16 protein-coding genes are annotated in these 16,163 nt (G+C 43.7%); 8 read left to right on the top strand and 8 right to left on the bottom strand.

Annotated features, from left to right (window positions below):
* Positions 1-162: 162 nt before the first annotated feature.
* The 4 genes from rpmE to AZH43_RS09255 all read right to left on the bottom strand — a co-directional run bounded on the left by rpmE (position 163) and on the right by AZH43_RS09255 (position 4,299).
* Positions 163-390: a 50S ribosomal protein L31 gene (gene rpmE, locus AZH43_RS09270; RefSeq protein WP_004752972.1), complete on the bottom strand. Its 228-nt coding sequence runs from the start codon at positions 388-390 to the stop codon at positions 163-165.
* A gap of 201 nt (positions 391-591) precedes the next feature.
* Entirely contained in the window at positions 592-1,572 is a 981-nt protein-coding gene (locus AZH43_RS09265) for a bile acid:sodium symporter family protein (protein WP_162492934.1), read from the bottom strand.
* 169 nt (positions 1,573-1,741) lie between these two features.
* A complete protein-coding gene (gene gloA, locus AZH43_RS09260) occupies positions 1,742-2,143 on the bottom strand; it encodes a lactoylglutathione lyase (protein ID WP_067668957.1) in 402 nt (133 codons plus the stop codon).
* A gap of 2 nt (positions 2,144-2,145) precedes the next feature.
* Positions 2,146-4,299, bottom strand: a complete 2,154-nt coding sequence (locus tag AZH43_RS09255) for an AmpG family muropeptide MFS transporter (protein WP_067668955.1) — start codon at positions 4,297-4,299, stop codon at positions 2,146-2,148.
* A 180-nt stretch (positions 4,300-4,479) separates the two neighbouring features.
* Between AZH43_RS09255 and AZH43_RS09250 the strand changes: the two genes are divergently transcribed.
* A complete protein-coding gene (locus tag AZH43_RS09250; RefSeq protein ID WP_067668953.1) occupies positions 4,480-7,125 on the top strand; it encodes a Lon protease family protein in 2,646 nt (881 codons plus the stop codon).
* Between the two features lie 66 nt (positions 7,126-7,191).
* Here the strand turns inward: AZH43_RS09250 and grxD are convergent, their stop codons facing one another.
* Positions 7,192-7,533, bottom strand: a complete 342-nt coding sequence (gene grxD / locus AZH43_RS09245; protein WP_067668951.1) for a Grx4 family monothiol glutaredoxin — start codon at positions 7,531-7,533, stop codon at positions 7,192-7,194.
* 200 nt (positions 7,534-7,733) lie between these two features.
* Here grxD and AZH43_RS09240 point away from each other — a divergent pair, with 200 nt between their 5' ends.
* Positions 7,734-8,945: an aspartate aminotransferase family protein gene (locus tag AZH43_RS09240; RefSeq protein ID WP_067668949.1), complete on the top strand. Its 1,212-nt coding sequence runs from the start codon at positions 7,734-7,736 to the stop codon at positions 8,943-8,945.
* Between the two features lie 92 nt (positions 8,946-9,037).
* Here AZH43_RS09240 and AZH43_RS09235 read toward each other — a convergent pair whose 3' ends face one another.
* The 3 genes from AZH43_RS09235 to surE form a co-directional block, all read right to left on the bottom strand.
* Complete coding sequence (locus AZH43_RS09235) at positions 9,038-9,967, bottom strand: LysR family transcriptional regulator (RefSeq protein WP_067668947.1); 930 nt, start codon at positions 9,965-9,967, stop codon at positions 9,038-9,040.
* A gap of 92 nt (positions 9,968-10,059) precedes the next feature.
* A complete protein-coding gene (locus AZH43_RS09230; protein ID WP_067668945.1) occupies positions 10,060-10,881 on the bottom strand; it encodes a peptidoglycan DD-metalloendopeptidase family protein in 822 nt (273 codons plus the stop codon).
* A gap of 108 nt (positions 10,882-10,989) precedes the next feature.
* The gene (surE, locus tag AZH43_RS09225) at positions 10,990-11,766 is read right to left on the bottom strand and encodes a 5'/3'-nucleotidase SurE (protein WP_067668943.1); all 777 of its coding nucleotides are present in this window, start codon (positions 11,764-11,766) and stop codon (positions 10,990-10,992) included.
* Between the two features lie 109 nt (positions 11,767-11,875).
* Here surE and AZH43_RS09220 point away from each other — a divergent pair, with 109 nt between their 5' ends.
* The 6 genes from AZH43_RS09220 to AZH43_RS09195 all read left to right on the top strand — a co-directional run bounded on the left by AZH43_RS09220 (position 11,876) and on the right by AZH43_RS09195 (position 16,162).
* A complete protein-coding gene (locus AZH43_RS09220; RefSeq protein WP_067669143.1) occupies positions 11,876-12,250 on the top strand; it encodes an MCR_0457 family protein in 375 nt (124 codons plus the stop codon).
* A gap of 172 nt (positions 12,251-12,422) precedes the next feature.
* Positions 12,423-12,803, top strand: a complete 381-nt coding sequence (locus AZH43_RS09215; protein ID WP_067668941.1) for an MCR_0457 family protein — start codon at positions 12,423-12,425, stop codon at positions 12,801-12,803.
* 117 nt (positions 12,804-12,920) lie between these two features.
* On the top strand, positions 12,921-14,069 hold the full coding sequence (gene dacC, locus AZH43_RS09210) for a D-alanyl-D-alanine carboxypeptidase PBP5/6 (protein WP_067668939.1): 1,149 nt from the start codon (positions 12,921-12,923) through the stop codon (positions 14,067-14,069).
* A gap of 107 nt (positions 14,070-14,176) precedes the next feature.
* Positions 14,177-14,716, top strand: a complete 540-nt coding sequence (locus AZH43_RS09205; RefSeq protein ID WP_067668937.1) for a gamma carbonic anhydrase family protein — start codon at positions 14,177-14,179, stop codon at positions 14,714-14,716.
* Positions 14,717-14,813: 97 nt separating this feature from the next.
* Entirely contained in the window at positions 14,814-15,353 is a 540-nt protein-coding gene (locus AZH43_RS09200; RefSeq protein ID WP_067668935.1) for a hypothetical protein, read from the top strand.
* 323 nt (positions 15,354-15,676) lie between these two features.
* The gene (locus AZH43_RS09195) at positions 15,677-16,162 is read left to right on the top strand and encodes an NUDIX hydrolase (RefSeq protein WP_067669141.1); all 486 of its coding nucleotides are present in this window, start codon (positions 15,677-15,679) and stop codon (positions 16,160-16,162) included.
* Position 16,163 lies beyond the last annotated feature (1 nt).

Below are 16,163 nucleotides of genomic sequence, written 5' to 3'. Positions count from 1 at the left end.
TAAGCATTAAAAAAGGCCGATTGGTTTTCATTCGGTCTTTTTTTTATATCTTTTTTATTTTCACAATTTAGAACTTATTTAATATGCAAGGTTCAAACGCACTTAAGCATAAATAACAGACATAAAAAAACGGGCAATAAGCCCGTTTTTTCATTCTGATGATTAGTCGCGTTTGATAGAACGTGACATACCAGCAAAACGTTGTTTGAACTTGTCGATACGGCCGCCAGTGTCAACGTTCTTTTGCTTGCCAGTATAGAATGGGTGGCAAGCTGAGCAAACGTCTAGGTAAAGAGTTTCTTTACCAACAGCAGAACGAGTTTCGATAACGTTACCGCATGAACATGTAGCAACTAATTTTTCGTATTTTGGGTGAATATCGGCGCGCATCGTCGATTACTCCATAAAGTTTAAGAAGGTTTTGCTGCCATCGCAATTGACCACTCTCCTGCATGCAGGAGGAAATGCTGTAAACAGCAGATCAACACCATAACAGACCATTCTTTTGGCCCACCGAGACGGATGCCGTCAGGGCTAAGCGCAACAAGTGGACTGATTATACGCAAGAAACATCTACAAAGCGAACTATTCTTACAGCTTGCCCGAAGATTGTTTAGCCCAATAATTCGCAATCACCCCGCAAACCATTAATTGGATTTGATGAAAAATCATAATTGGCAACACAATCATTCCCAATGGCTGGCCAATAAATAAAATTTGCGCCATAGGCACTCCGCTGGCCAATGTTTTCTTTGAACCGCAAAAGAATATTGCCTTTTGATCTGCTCGGTTAAAGCCCATCCAGCGCGGTACATACAGCGCCAGCAGCATAATAACGGTCAAGAACACAGAACATGACAAGATTAAAAGAAAGAGCGTCATCCCGCTGACTTGTTGCCATAATCCGGCTACAACGGCACTGCTGAAAGCGCCATACACCACCATCAGAATAGAGCCTTGATCGAAAACCTTCACAATCTTTGGCATTTTCTGCATATAAGAAAAAACGTAAGGGCGCAAAATCTGCCCCAAAACAAATGGAACCAGCAGCAGAAGCGTAATTTGGATGATCGATGCTGTCGGGTCAAAGCCATGCTCAGACTCGCCCAAAATAAAAAAACTCACCAAAACCGGGGTAATGAACATACCCACAATATTAGAAAAAGAAGCGCTGCAAACAGCCCCCGCAACATTACCCTGCGCAACAGATGTAAATGCAATTGAAGACTGCACAGTGGATGGCAAAAAGCACATGAACAGGAAGCCCCAGTACAGCTCCTGCCCCAGCATAGGCACCAGCAGCGGTTTTGCCATAAGCCCTAAAATAGGAAATAGCGCAAATGTGAATGCAAAAACCAATGCATGCAGTTTCCAATGCATCAGCCCTTCAAGCACGGCTTCACGCGACAGCTTAGCGCCATGCAAGAAAAAAAGCACGGCAATGGCTGCTGTAGTAATGACGCCAAAAATTTCTGCAGCTTGCCCCGAAACTGGAATAATAGTTGCCAGAACAACCATCACGATCAGCAATATAGTGAATCTATCCAGCGCAAGCAGTTTCAATATATTCATATGCAACATCCTGTTTTTTATTTGAAAGTCATGATTTCACATCAGGGCGTAAAAAAGCCCAGTGCGATGAATTTACCTATTGATAAGTATTCATCTTACTGGGCTAGGACAATTAAGCCAGCCTTCAGAAGAAATGTTCAGTATTTACTTTAAACACTTAAGAACTTGCTTAATTGTTTTTTGCTTCACTGTCCTGCTGAATCAGCTCAATTTTATAGCCGTCCGGATCTTCCACAAAAGCAATGACGGTTGTACCGCCTTTCATTGGCCCTGCTTCACGCACCACATTGCCGCCGCGCGCTTTAATTTCTTCACAGGCTTTATATGCATCATCTACTGCAATCGCAATATGTCCATAAGCATTGCCGAGCTCATAGCTGTCTGTATCCCAGTTATGCGTCAATTCCAGCACGGTATGGCTGTCTTCATCACCATACCCCACAAAAGCCAATGTAAAACGACCGCCTTCATAATCACGCTTACGAAGTAAAGTCATACCGAGTACTTCAGTGTAGAACTGTAAAGAACGTTCTAAATTGCCTACACGTAACATGGTATGCAGCATGCGCATTGTTATTCACCTTTTTCATTCAATTGTGCGTTGTTGTGATCACGCAGTAATTTTCCAACCCAAACCACCAAGACTAGAATTGGAATGCCAATTAAAGTCGTCATGAGAAAGAATTTTGGATAGCCGATATTGCTGACTATAGTACCCGAATAGCCGCCCAAAATCTTAGGCGTCAAGGTCATTAAAGAGCTGAAAATTGCATACTGAACCGCAGTGAATGAGACACTGGTTAAGCTGGATAAAAATGCAATAAATGCAGCGCCGGCCAAACCTGAAGCCAAATTATCAACAATAATGGCAAAATACAGCCACAGTGAACTGTAGGATTTAATCACCTTGCCTTTGAGTTCAATTTGCCCCTGATCAGCTGCAGCTAAATTAATCGGCTGAATATCAATATCCAGCACGCCCGCCATATTGGCAGATGTATTTACTTGATATAGCCGCTCAATGCTGTTCTGAACTTGATTATCCTGAAGCAATTGCGCCGAGACTGAGCGGCTTGATGATTTTGCCAAGACTTCACCGGGAACCGCTGCACTGAAAATGCCATCTTTATCCAATTTGGCTTCAAAAGGCTTCCCATCCAAAACAACTTGAATCTTTTGATTTTCATTCAATGTCTGTGCAAACTGCCCGCGAACAACCACACTGTTTTGGCTTTCATGCGCATTAATCACGTTGTCTGCCGTAATCGGCAGCAGCAATAGCGGCTGCGCATTTATTCCATTCAAATACGGCATAGTGACTGTTACAGGGGATGATGTGTCGTTCTGATAGCTGGCGCGGGCCTGTATAGCTTGACCAGTTTTTAAATGCTCTGCCGGAACCTTTATTTTCCAAGCGCCGGTTTCATCTGGATGAACTGTATATGTCTGACCGCCTGCGGCAACTGTCACATCGCTTAAAGGCTGTCCTGATTTAACCAAACCGATGAAAATCAAATTTGTAGAACTCGCAAGAACTGCGCCCACAAACATGAGCTTCATAATATTCATGCGCTGCGCCAGCAACCCGCCTAAAAAGCCCCCGACCAAGCTGAAAATCACCCCGTAGACTTTGACGGCTTCAGCAATTTGTTCTTTGCTGAAATTCAGGTCCTGATAAAAAACATTTGAGATGACACCCGCAATAATATCTGAAATACGGTAAAAACCGATCAGCAACAGCAAGACCAATGCCAGCTTCATACCGTAGCGTTTAAAAAAATCAGCGATAGGATTGACCCATGTTTCATAGGCCATTTGCTGATTCACCGCCCCCATTTTCACCAAGAAAGCGCCGACTGCTAAAGCTACGGCGCCTGAACCGATGAATCGAACTGCTTCAAAACAAAACAGCAGGAATGAATCATTGATTTGCAGCAGCGCTTTTAAGGCTTCAACAGCTGTTCCTGAATAGATATAGCTCAACACAAAGCTGATCACAGCAACAAAAAAGACGGCCACCAAACGGTAATAATCTACCCGCTTATAATGTTTATGTATGCGTTCAACTTGAGGCTCACGAATAATCAGCGTCGTGATAATACCGACCAGCATGACACCTGCCATGGCAAGATAGGTGGTTTTCCATGCTTCGTAAATATAGTTGCCTTTCGCTGTGCCTAAATACGCAGCCAGAAATAAAGCGCCCGCTCCAGCGACAATCATGCCGATGCGGTAACCGGCATTATACGTCGACGCCAAAACAGTCTGCATTTCAGTTTCTGCCAGCTCGATACGGTAAGCATCGATGACAATATCCTGCGTCGCGGCAGAAAAACCCAGCAGCACAGCCCCAGCCGCCATTTGATATAAATAGCTTTGGCCTAACGATGGGTCTGAAAACGCCATAATACAAATGGCGCAAATGATTAAACACTGTGCAATGAGCAGCCAAGCGCGCCTGCGGCCTAAAATTTTAGTCAGAATTGGTACAGGCAGTTCATCAATCAAAGGCGCCCAAACAAACTTGAATGAGTAACCCAGTGCCGCCCAGCTGAAAAATGTGACAGCGCTTTTATCAATGCCAGCCTCACCCAGCCAAAGCGATAAACTAGAAAAAATCAGTAGAATCGGGATACCGGCAGAAAAGCCTAAAAACAGCATAATCAGTGCGCGACGGTCTAAAAATGCTGTGAATGCTGACTTCCATCCGGATGCTTGTGTTGTCATTACATTATTTTTGTCTAAATACAATTGCTGCTATTCAAACGCTTAATAAGATTTGTTTCAACTAGATTTACACAATCATTGTTTTATTTTATCGAGAAAAGTAATGCGCTTGCTTGATCTTTCTGATGAATCCAGTATACCTTTAAATTCTGCCGTCATTTATTTGTTTTGGATTTAACAGTGCCGCAAAAACTCGATACTATTCACCCTTCACTTTCCACTCAACCTTCCGACCAAAACAACACCGAAAAAACTGCACAGCCAACGCAAAATCAATTGCACAGCGTATTCGATCGCCCAGAAATTCAAACAACATTAAGTAAAACAAAACTCAATGCTGAACAGCTGACCCACCCTACAGATTTAAAGAAGATTCCCACTTCGACCAAGCGTATTAAGCCTCTCAATGATTTTTTAGGTCAAGACCGGGCCCGGGCTTCTGTAGAGGCTGGTATCGCGCTGCCCTATTCAGGCTACAATATTTTTGCCGTCGGTACTGCAGGACTTGGCAAGCGCACGATGATTAAGCGCCTGCTGCAGCAGCACGCTAAAAATATGAAAACCCCGAATGACTGGGTTTATGTCTATAATTTCAAGCACCCGCGCCAACCCATCGCCTTGCAGCTTCCTACAGGCCAAGCTCCAAAATTTCAAGCGGCGCTGCATCAAACGTGGCAAATTATTTTAAAACAGCTGGAACGTCGCTTTACGGCAGAAACCTACCATAACCGTATCGAGCTCATTCGCCAGCAAACTGGAGATGTGCAGCAGCAGGCGCTGGTAGAACTGACTAAAGAAGGTGAAGAGCTGGATTTAAAACTGATCACGCAAGATGACGAACATTGCTTTGTCCCGATGCATTTGGTCGGCAACACATTTCAGGAAATGACCAAGGACGAAATCAACGCCCTGAACAACAAAGAACGGGCTGAAATTGCTTCCAATATCCGTTACATGAACAAAAAGCTGGAACGGCTTGGCTTGCATTTAGGTGATCTGGAAGATGATGCCCGTGATCAGGTGCAAGAGCTTAATCGGGATATCGCTAAACAGGTTGTTTTGCCCCGTATAGATTTGATGCTGAATAAATACAGCAATGTCGATGGGCTTGAAGATTATCTAAAATTCTATGCGGAAGACATCATCAATAATGTCGAAATTGTTTTGGAACAAGAAGAAGACGATTTCACTCCTGGTGTGTTCAGCCGCGTACCTTCACGCTATCAGGCCAATATTGTCATCTCGCACAAACCGAATGCCGGCGCGCCTGTAGTCTTTGATGACTTTCCTACGCATTACAACCTGCTGGGGCACGTCGAGCAGCTTACACAAAACGGTACAATCACCACCGACTTCACTTTAATCCGGCCTGGGGCGCTTCACAAAGCCAATGGCGGCTTTTTAATGCTTGAAGCGGCGCAGCTGCTGGAACAGCCTTATGCATGGCAGGGTCTAAAGCGCGCTTTGAAATCCGGCCAGCTGAAACTGTCATCCCTTGAGCATATGCTGACCCTCACCGGCAGCATTTCTATTGAACCGGCAGCGATTCCTTTAGATATTAAAGTTATTTTGCTCGCAGAGCCTGAAATTTATTATGAAATTTTAGAGCTTGAACCTGAGCTGGGCAGTGTTTTTAAAATCCGCGCAGACTTTACCGATACCCTGCAGCGCAATGAAAATAACGAACAGGCATATATGCAGCTGATTGCGGACTATGTACAGGCCGACAAACTGCTGCCCTTTGACCGTTCAGCGTTGGCGGCTTTATTAACTGATTCAAGCCGCCAAGCGGAAGATCAAAGCTCGTTGTCATTGCATGCGCTTACATTAGGCGACTTGATCCGAGAGGCGCATCATCATGCGGCCAAAGCTGGCGATGCCATGGTAACTGAGCAGCATATCAATATGGCGCTGGATCACCGTAAATACCGCTTAGGCTATTTACGTGAACTCTACTGGCAAGACTTGTCTCGGGGCACTCAGCTGATCGAGACCAAAGGCCACCGTCTTGGTCAAATCAATGCCCTTTCAGTGATTCACTATGCGGATGTCGAATTCGGTTTACCATCCCGACTGACCGCCTCCGTCTATCAAGGCGGCGGTGATATTTTAGATATCGAACGCAGTGTAGAGCTCGGCGGGTCATTGCACGCCAAAGGCGTATTGCTGATGTCCAGCTTCCTCAAAGCGCATTTTGGCCGTGAACAGATTTTACACTTCTCCGCAGCTCTTGCCTTTGAACAAAGCTATGGTCAGGTTGATGGCGACAGTGCAACCGTCGCTGAACTGTCTGCACTGATTTCCGCTATCAGCCAATTGCCCATTGACCAATCATGGGCCATTACAGGCTCTATGAACCAGCTGGGGCAAGTCCAGCCGATCGGCGGTGTAAATGCCAAAATTGAAGGCTTCTTTGATGCCTGCAAGCTGCAAGGCTTAACCGGTAAACAAGGCGTGATTATCCCGCGCCAAAATATGCAGCATTTAATGCTGCGCAAAGATGTGATTGAGGCGGTGAAAAATGGTCAATTCCATATTCATGCCATTGATACCATCGCCCAAGCCTTAGAAATTTTAATGGCGCGCCCAGTAGGCAGTTTGGACAAAAAAGGCCGTTACAGTAAAAACTCCATTTTTGCTGCTGTTATGGCCCAGCTGGAATACTGGCAAGCCATTGAAGATGGCGCGGAACTTGAAGAAGCGCCAAAGAAAAAAAGCAAAAAAAAGAAAAAAGCGAAAAAAAAGGCCAAAGCAGAAAAAGAGGCACTTGAGCTAGCTAAGGCTGCAGCAGATGCGCTGCAAGCAGAACAGGATGCTCAAAATTGATGCTTTTGACATCCATCCATAAAAAAAGCGCCTCTTAAAGGGCGCTTTTTTTATATTCGGTCTGAATTAAGCTTCAGGAGCTGCGCTGTACTGTTCTACCAAAGTTTTTAACTCACCTTTTTGGAACATATCAAGCATAATGTCGCTTCCGCCGATCAATTCACCATTGATCCATAATTGCGGAAAAGTTGGCCAATTTGCAATTTGCGGCAAAATTGCGCGAATATCTGGATTTTCCAAGATATTTACATATGCAAATGGACGGCCAATTTGACTGAGTGCTTCTACTGCACGTGCAGAGAAACCGCATTGCGGGAATTGTGGAGTGCCTTTCATGTAAAGCAGAACTGCGTGTTTAGCAATTTGGTCACGAATTAACGCTTCTGTATCGCGTGCTTGTTCAGTCATTGATATATCCTCAATAAATCTGCATCGCATTATACCCAAAACTGAGCAAAACAGTATGACTAAAGCAATAAATCCAATTTTATTTGCAATCGGGCTTTAAATCTCAGGAAGTTTTTGCTTATATAGAACGTCTTGGCGCATAAATATATATTGTGGCCAACCGCATTATTTTCAATCCACCTAACAGATAAGAGTTAGTCATGAATAACATTACCCTTGCCCCTGTGCAAACTGATCAACCATCTCATTTGATGCCCGTGTTTGGCCGTCAGCCGATCAGCTTTGTCCGAGGCCGAGGTTCTTATCTTTATACTGAAGACGGCACTGAATATTTCGACTCACTTACAGGAATCGCAGTTTGCGGCTTAGGCCACGCGCACCCAGCAGTTACTGAAGCAATCGCCGATCAGGCTGCAACATTAATTCACACCAGCAACATTTTTGAAGTGCCTTGGCAAACTGCTGCGGCGCAAAAACTGGCTGAAGTAGCTGGCATGGAAGAAGTATTCTTCTCGAACAGTGGCGCAGAATCGAATGAAGGCGCAATTAAAATTGCCCGTAAATTCGGCCATATGCAAGGCATTGCCAGCCCGAAAATTATTGTTGCAGATCACTCTTTCCATGGCCGTACACTGGCAACCCTGTCAGCAACAGGCAATAAAAAAGTCCAAGACGGCTTTGCTCCTTTGGTTGAAGGCTTTATCCGTGTTCCATTTGGCGATATTGAAGCCATTGAAGAAGCCGCGATTAATCACCCGGACATCGTTGCCATTTTAGTCGAACCGATTCAAGGTGAAGGCGGCGTCAATACTGCACCGCAAGGTTTCAGCTATCTTGAAGAAATCCGTCAAATCTGCAACCAGCATAACTGGCTGATGATGCTGGATGAAGTGCAAACAGGCAACGGCCGTACAGGCAAATACTTCGCCTACCAGCACACCAACATCATTCCTGATGTTTTGACCACCGCTAAGGGTCTGGGCAATGGTTTCCCTATTGGCGCAGTGATGACCCAAGGCCGCGGTGTCGGCGTTTTGACTGCCGGCAATCATGGTTCTACGTACAGCGGCACTCCGCTTGGTTCACGTGTGGTTTATACCGTAATTGACACCATTCAAAAAGAAAATCTAGTGGCCAATGCCGCTGAAAAAGGCGCCTATATTGTGCAGCAACTGTCTGAAAAGCTTGCTGAACAAAATGTGACTGTCCGCGGTTTTGGCTTAATGATCGGCATTGAGCTGCCTAAAGCATGCGGTGAATTGGTTGAAATTGCCCGTGATGAATATCATTTGATTATTAATGTAACTGCAGGCTCTGTAATCCGTTTACTGCCCGCTTTGAATATTACTCAAGAACAAGCGGATCAGCTCATTGAGCGTATTGTGACGATGGTTAAGGCTTATTTGGCTTAATCGGCCCTAAATAAAAAAAGCCGCATCAGCGGCTTTTTTTATTTTCATAAGTGTCTATTTAAAATGCTTTTTAAACATAAACTGTGTTTTGGCTAAGATGCTTCCAGATAAACCCGCCCGCCCGGCAGCTGACTGAAATACTGTTTTAGCGCATCTAAACAGCGCTGAATTTTTGCTGGCTGCTGTTCCCGTCTTGCGACAACAGCATACAGTGTGAAAGCAGGCAGCTTCCATTCTGGCAATACCTCAATCAGCGAACCATTCATTAAATCTTTTTGAGCATCTAAAAATAAAATGCGGGCAATGCCCTGCCCTTGCTGGCACATTGATTTCGCCACAAGAATACTGTTGGTAGATAAGCGTGACGTCATCTCGATATTAACTTTTTCACCCGTCACTCTATGGTTAAATGCTATAATATTATGATTTTTCACAAAATTAAGCACCAAAAGATCATGCCCAGTCAGATCTTCGGGGCGTGAAATCAGAGTAGAATGATTAATAAAACTTGGAGATGCCACCAGAACTTGTCCTATCTGGGCTAACGGCACAGCATAAACGCTTTGCTCATCAATAGATTCACTGATGCGCAGCGCAATATCAATACGCTCATCAATAAGGTCGATATATTGATTGTCTGCATCAAAATGCACGGAAAGACCACGGTGCGCAGTCATCCAATGCGCTAATGCCGGCGCAATATGATTTGCGCAAAGCTCAGGTGTAGACGCTATGCGCAGCTCCCCGACTAAGTCATCACGCAATTCATTGATACGCAGCTTGCCTCGCTGCGCGGCAGACAGCATTTCTTGACAGCTGTGGAAGAAAGCTTGCCCCGCTTCGGTCAAACTCAATTTTCGAGTCGAACGATGAAGCAACACAACATCCATATCCTGTTCTAAAGAACGGATTTGCTGGCTTACTGCACTGGTTGTAATACCCAGTTCCCGAGCTGCTCCACTAAACGAATTTTTTTCTACAACGCAAGCAAAGACACCCATTGCCCGTAGCTGATCCAACATAAATTCCCCTCTAAATTTATGAAAAAGCTAATATTTTAATAAAAGCAACTCATTGTATTATACGGGGATATTCATGTATTTGCATAATATATTTAATTCATAGGTAAAACAGTTGACGGATTGATCGGCTTGCCGTCTAAACGCACCTGAAACTCAAGCATCGTGCTGGATGCACCGCTGGAACCCATGGCTGCAATCTGCTGTCCGGCTTTTACATTGTCACCGCTTTTCACAATCATTTTACTGTTATGCGCATATGCCGTAATGTAGCCGTTAATATGCTTCAGCAAAATTAAATTGCCGTATTCCTTCAAGCCGTCCGCAGCATAAACAACTTGGCCGTCGGCTGCCGCATAAACAGGATCGCCGGCATTGCCGCCATAGCGCGTGCCTTTCACATTTGAAGCAAGATCAAAATTGGCAATCACCGGACCATTAGAAGGCTTCACCCAGCGCAGCAAAGAAGATTGCGCTGAAACCGCTGGTGCTGGCGCAGTTACCGCAGGAGCTGTAACAAGCGGAGTTGCAGGAACAGTATTTTGAGGCAATGGCACAGTTTGACGCTGAATAGGCGCTGTCTGGCTCATGGCTTGGGTTGAAGCCGCACGACGGGATGCGGAAGTTTTTAAACGAATAGATTGGCCCACATAAATTCTGTATGGCGGCGCAATGTCATTCATTTCAGCAATGCTGATATAGCTCAAGCCATAACGGCCGGAGATACCGCTCAGCGTATCGCCTGAACGCACAGTATAGAAATCTGGCGCGGCCGCATAGCGTGTCGCATTATTGATTTGCGGTTTAGAGGCACAACCACTCAAAATAACGGCGGATACAGCAGCCACGGAAAGTACCAATGACTTGATGAAAACTGCTGGAGATGCACTTAAGCGATATTGCGACACCAGGGACATTACCTTCCTCTCTAACGATATATAGGATGCTGTGATTGCGCTAAGATTAGCAAAAATTGCCATTAAAAAAGCGCCATCATCTACATTTTCACAAAGTTATAACACTACTTACGCTTTTTTAGAAAATTGTATGTGCAAGTTATTCAAAATTTCATAATTAGTTGCATCCATTTGGATGGGCGTAATGCTGACATAGCCATTCGCCACCGCAAAAAAATCAGATTCAATCTCTGTTAAGCCTTTTTTAGGGTCTGCAACAGCTTCGCCGGAAAGGCCGATCCAATATACTTGACGGCCGCGCGGGTCGACATGGCTGGTAATTGGTTTAGACTGCCTGCGACGCCCTTGATAGGTGATTTTTGCGCCCTGCAATTCAGCGACATCCGGAATGTTAATATTTAAAATATGGCGTGCAGGCAACGCAGGCAAGCCAGCCGCAATGAAATCATGCACCCACGATGCGGCTGCGGCAAAACCTTCAGGTGTTTCATAAGAGCGTACATTAGGCCCGGCAAGCGATACTGCAATTGCGGGCTGTTTCATTAAACGCCCTTCCAAAGCCGCCCCCACTGTGCCCGAATACAGCACATCATCGCCTAAATTAGCGCCGCTGTTAATTCCGCTGACAACAAGGTCAAACTCAAAATCAAACAGCCCATTCATAGATAAATACACACAGTCAGCCGGCGTCCCGTTGACGGCCCACATATCGGGTGCAATTTGTATAGGGCGCAGCGGGCGGTCTAAGGTTAATGCACTGGAAAAACCGCTGCGCTCCGCTTCTGGCGCAACAACGACAACACGGCCTAATGGGCGCAGCGCATTGGCTAAAGCTTGAATACCGGGAGCAAAAACACCATCATCATTGGCAATTAAAATATTCACTGACTAAATCTCATAAATAAAAAATGACTGACCAGAACTTTTCATTGAAAAATATCAAGAATTATATATATTCAACGTTCAACATCCATCATAAATGTGTGATTTTAAAATGATTAAAACTATATCATTTCGCAGCTTATTAGGTTTAGGTTTTGCTGCTGTTTTTTCTCAGGCTGTCATCGCTGATGAGGGGTTAACGCAAGCGGAAGCAAATACCATTGTGAAAGAAGATATTGCATCTGCGCAAGTCATGGCTGAAGTCTGCCCTGCTGTCCTTGGTAAAAATGCAAAATTTGACGGCAACATCAAAATGCTGGTCCAAGGCTATTTAGCGGATTACTCAGATAAATCGATGACTTATGAAAAGATTCAATCTGACAGCGAATATAAATCAATTTTAAATGAAGCGCGTGAAACTGCCAAAGAAACTTCGGCAGATGAGCAAAAATCTGTTTGTGATGATGTAATCAATTATCAAGCATAATTCAGTTACAGCTGAAACCGAAAAAGGATAATGTTTTGGGGCATTATCCTTTTTTATTTCACAATTCCTTAATTTTTCAACAGCTTCAATACAAATTGGTACTTTTAATTCTCTGAAATAGTTTTAATCTAGCGCTATTGCTTAACTTATTTAATTATTCAGGTTGTTTTTAATGAAGAATTCTTTACTCAAATCTTTGGCGGCATTCTCGCTTTCTGCTTTTGCATTGACTGCAGGTTCAGCTTATGCTGCAGATGAAAAAATTGAAGTAACTCCGACACCTCAAGTGACCAATCAAGAACTGGCCGCTATTTATGTACTGTCAGAAGTTTGCCCTAAATTAGTAAAAGATGAAGCTAAATTTAACCAAGGCTATGCCAAATTGGCCAAAGAATATTTACCCAATGAAAAATCACCTGTTTCCGCTCTAGAAAAGCTGAGCAAGCAAAAAAGTTTTGCTAAAATTTTAAAAGAAGCGCAATCAGATGCTAAAAAAGCCGGCAAGGCAAAAAATACAGAAATATGCCAAGAGCTCAGCACTTACGCAAATTAATTTCACTTGGTTACAATACTTTTAAAATAAGCCATTCCCCCCCATAGAAGTCAGCCTAGCTTTGTCCTAAAATGCTAGGCTCTTTGCGCTTATAACAAGTTATTGGAACCACCCAGAATGACCCGAAAAACCGCCCTTGCCGCATTACTACTTACACCTAGTTTTTCTTTCGCGGCAACTGTCTTATCTGCACCTCCAGAATTGAATAATAAATCTTATGTGTTGATGGACTATGAGACAGGGCAAATCCTTGCTTCTAAAAATGAAAATGAAAAATTAGCCCCTGCTTCAATGACCAAAATGATGACCAGTTACATCATTGAGCAAAAGTTATTGAGCGGCGACCTGACAGAAAATGAAAAAGTACGCATGAATGAATCTGCATGGTGCCGCGGCAGCAGTTCAGAATCATGCATGTACGTACCATTGAACGGTACAGCAACTGCGCTGGAAATGCTTCGCGGCATCATCATCCAGTCAGGCAACGATGCTTCAAAAGCAATGGCGGAGCATATTGCCGGCAATGAAGGCACTTTTGCCCACATGATGAACCAAGAAGCCAAGCGGATTGGCATGGTGAATACTCAATTCATCAATGCAACCGGTATGCCTGCAGAAGGTCATTTTTCAACTGCAAAAGATATGGCTGTACTGGCGCAGCACATCATTCATGACAGCTCAAAATATTATCCGATCTATTCTGAAAAAGAATTTTCATTTAACGGCATTAAGCAAGGCAACCGCAACGCCCTGCTGTATACAGACCCGAGTGTAGATGGCTTGAAAACTGGCCACACTGAAGAAGCTGGCTATTGCTTGACTACTTCTGCCAAGCGCGGCCCGTTGCGCCTGATTTCAGTGATTTTTGGTGCGCCAAGCATGAATGAGCGCGCATCTCAAACCCGTGAAATTTTAGCTTGGGGTTATGCCAACTTTGAAACGGTAAAAGTACAGCCTGCCAACCAAGTTTTAGCTAAAGCAAAAGTTTGGTACGGCAAAGAAGGTGAAGTTCAAATTGGCTTGCCTGAAAACTTTAACGTGACCATGCCTAAAGGCGATGCCAATGCCATTAAAACGCAATTGGTTGTTCAGCCAAAACTTACTGCGCCATTAAAACAAGGCCAAGTTGTCGGTAAATACGTTGCTACTTTAAATGGTAAAGTGATTGCTGAAAAACCGCTTGTAGCGCTTAAACCTGTCGAAGAAGCTGGCTTTTTTGCCAAAATGATTGATCACATCAAACAATTCTTTGCTAACTTGTTCTAAGAATTTTCTCGGCTGATTTTTCAGTTTAGACTAAAGCATCCCCGCCTCGGCTTGGATGCTTTTTTATTTTATACTGTATACCATATACAGTTTTACGATGGACCGTCATGAAAAATAATATCCGCCCGTATTTAGAACATCATCCTAAAATTGACTCGACTTGCTATATCGATGAAATGTCCGTAGTGATTGGCGAAGTCACGCTGGCTAAAAATGTATCCGTCTGGCCTTTTGCCGTCATCCGCGGAGATGTTAATCATATTAAGATTGGGCAGAATTCGAATGTGCAGGATCACGCCATGCTGCATGTGAGCCATAAGAAAGCTGATAAGCCTGAAGGCTCCCCTTTGATTATTGGTGACGATGTCACCATTGGCCATCATGTAAAATTACATGGCTGCACCATTGGCAACCGCGTATTAGTCGGCATCAGCAGCATTATTTTAGATGACGCCATTATTGAAGATGATGTGATGATTGGCGCTGGATCTTTGGTTCCGCCGCGCAAGCGTTTGGAAAGCGGTTATTTATATGTCGGCACTCCTGTGCAAAAAGTCCGCCCACTGACCGAGAAAGAAAAGGCTTTTTTACCGTATTCAGCACGGCATTATGTGAAGGTTGCGAATAATTATTTAGAGCAAAATTAATCATTCACACTTTTCTTATTTTCCTACTTTTTATAAGCTCATTTAATAGGCCTTGTCTATATAGACAAATATTGACTCAAATTCCGAGTAATTTTTAATGCTGTATAAATTTAATACGTCACAATTTATAAAAATTCTTTTCACAGGAATGATTTTATCTTCAACCACTGCTTTTGCTGATGAAACTCGATGCAAAAAAGATTATGACAACGTTATTTCTAAAGAAATGACACAAATGAGCACCGCTTTAAATAGTGAAAATTATCAATATATTGCAGATAAATCAGATTCATCCATTATTGAGCTTGCAGGCGGTCAAGAAAACTATAATGCCATGCTCGTACTTGCAGCTGACTCCTTAAAGAAAGGCAATATCCACGTTGAAAAAGTCGATATTCAGCCGCCGCAAAATAGCTATATTTTTGGAAAAAAAGAATTTTGTATTATTCCTAAACAACTGACTATCTTAATGAATGGCAAAGCCATGACGGGAGAGAAGTCCTTTACGCTCGCAGTACGCCCTCTTGAATCTCAAGAGTGGAAGTATATAGATGGCACTGGCTTTAAGAAAAATCCAGATCTGCTATACACTCTATTTCCTGAAATCCCTCATGATAAACATATAATCCCTGAATAGTTTCATTTTAAATAAGCTTTATCTGTGGTCTTCTTGCAATTCAACTCATGTACAGCTTATCAATTATTCTTATTGCTCAAGCTATTTTGCATTGTAAATTCTGGATTAAGCATTGAGGGCTATTAAAATTTTTTAGGCATTGATTCCTAAATAACTTTAATCAGCTGTTAAATCTAAAAGCGTGGCAATGCCTCGCAACGAATGAGCTTTAAACTTATCTCTATTCCTGACTCAGCTAAAGAAATGACATTTCATCCTCGTTCAACATAGCCACACACCCCAAAATTTTATACAATAGCCCATCCCTTACCATGGTGCTGGTCATGACCTCTTGGACTCCTCACGTTACTGTCGCTACAGTTGTAGAAAAAGACGGAAAATTCCTGTTTGTAGAAGAACATACAGAAGCCGTGATGCATACTGTGTTTAACCAGCCTGCTGGGCATGTCGAATGCGGCGAATCCATCATTCAGGCTGCCATTCGTGAAACCATGGAGGAAACTGGCCACGCAATAGAAGTTGATGCTCTCCTTGGCATTTATACCTATACGCCGCCCATGTACCCGGACCGCACCTATTTCCGGTTCTGTTTTTTAGCGCATGTACTTGAATATTTTCCAGAAGCTGAACTGGACAAAGGCATTGTCGGGCCAAAATGGATGACGCTGGACGAATTGCAGGAAACTGCCCGCGCGCGCAGCCCATTGGTCATTAAAGCTGTTCAAGATGCCTTGTCTGGACAAAAATATCCTTTATCGCTCGTTTATGAGCACCAAAACTCTCCCTTAATTTCAAATTTGGATGCTTAAT

This window comes from Acinetobacter pragensis (genome assembly GCF_001605895.1).
Lineage (GTDB): Bacteria > Pseudomonadota > Gammaproteobacteria > Pseudomonadales > Moraxellaceae > Acinetobacter > Acinetobacter pragensis.
Note: the sequence above shows the minus strand (reverse complement) of the source record. Positions and strands in the feature narration are given on the sequence as shown.

What these genes read in the sequence shown, in the direction of transcription:
- rpmE (WP_004752972.1), bottom strand. Translation starts at nt 390, where the DNA reads ATGCGCGCCGATATTCACCCAAAATACGAAAAATTAGTTGCTACATGT.
- AZH43_RS09265 (WP_162492934.1), bottom strand. Translation starts at nt 1,572, where the DNA reads ATGAATATATTGAAACTGCTTGCGCTGGATAGATTCACTATATTGCTG.
- gloA (WP_067668957.1), bottom strand. Translation starts at nt 2,143, where the DNA reads ATGCGCATGCTGCATACCATGTTACGTGTAGGCAATTTAGAACGTTCT.
- AZH43_RS09255 (WP_067668955.1), bottom strand. Translation starts at nt 4,299, where the DNA reads ATGACAACACAAGCATCCGGATGGAAGTCAGCATTCACAGCATTTTTA.
- grxD (WP_067668951.1), bottom strand. Translation starts at nt 7,533, where the DNA reads ATGACTGAACAAGCACGCGATACAGAAGCGTTAATTCGTGACCAAATT.
- AZH43_RS09240 (WP_067668949.1), top strand. Translation starts at nt 7,734, where the DNA reads ATGAATAACATTACCCTTGCCCCTGTGCAAACTGATCAACCATCTCAT.
- AZH43_RS09235 (WP_067668947.1), bottom strand. Translation starts at nt 9,967, where the DNA reads ATGTTGGATCAGCTACGGGCAATGGGTGTCTTTGCTTGCGTTGTAGAA.
- AZH43_RS09230 (WP_067668945.1), bottom strand. Translation starts at nt 10,881, where the DNA reads ATGTCCCTGGTGTCGCAATATCGCTTAAGTGCATCTCCAGCAGTTTTC.
- AZH43_RS09220 (WP_067669143.1), top strand. Translation starts at nt 11,876, where the DNA reads ATGATTAAAACTATATCATTTCGCAGCTTATTAGGTTTAGGTTTTGCT.
- AZH43_RS09215 (WP_067668941.1), top strand. Translation starts at nt 12,423, where the DNA reads ATGAAGAATTCTTTACTCAAATCTTTGGCGGCATTCTCGCTTTCTGCT.
- dacC (WP_067668939.1), top strand. Translation starts at nt 12,921, where the DNA reads ATGACCCGAAAAACCGCCCTTGCCGCATTACTACTTACACCTAGTTTT.
- AZH43_RS09205 (WP_067668937.1), top strand. Translation starts at nt 14,177, where the DNA reads ATGAAAAATAATATCCGCCCGTATTTAGAACATCATCCTAAAATTGAC.
- AZH43_RS09200 (WP_067668935.1), top strand. Translation starts at nt 14,814, where the DNA reads ATGCTGTATAAATTTAATACGTCACAATTTATAAAAATTCTTTTCACA.
- AZH43_RS09195 (WP_067669141.1), top strand. Translation starts at nt 15,677, where the DNA reads ATGACCTCTTGGACTCCTCACGTTACTGTCGCTACAGTTGTAGAAAAA.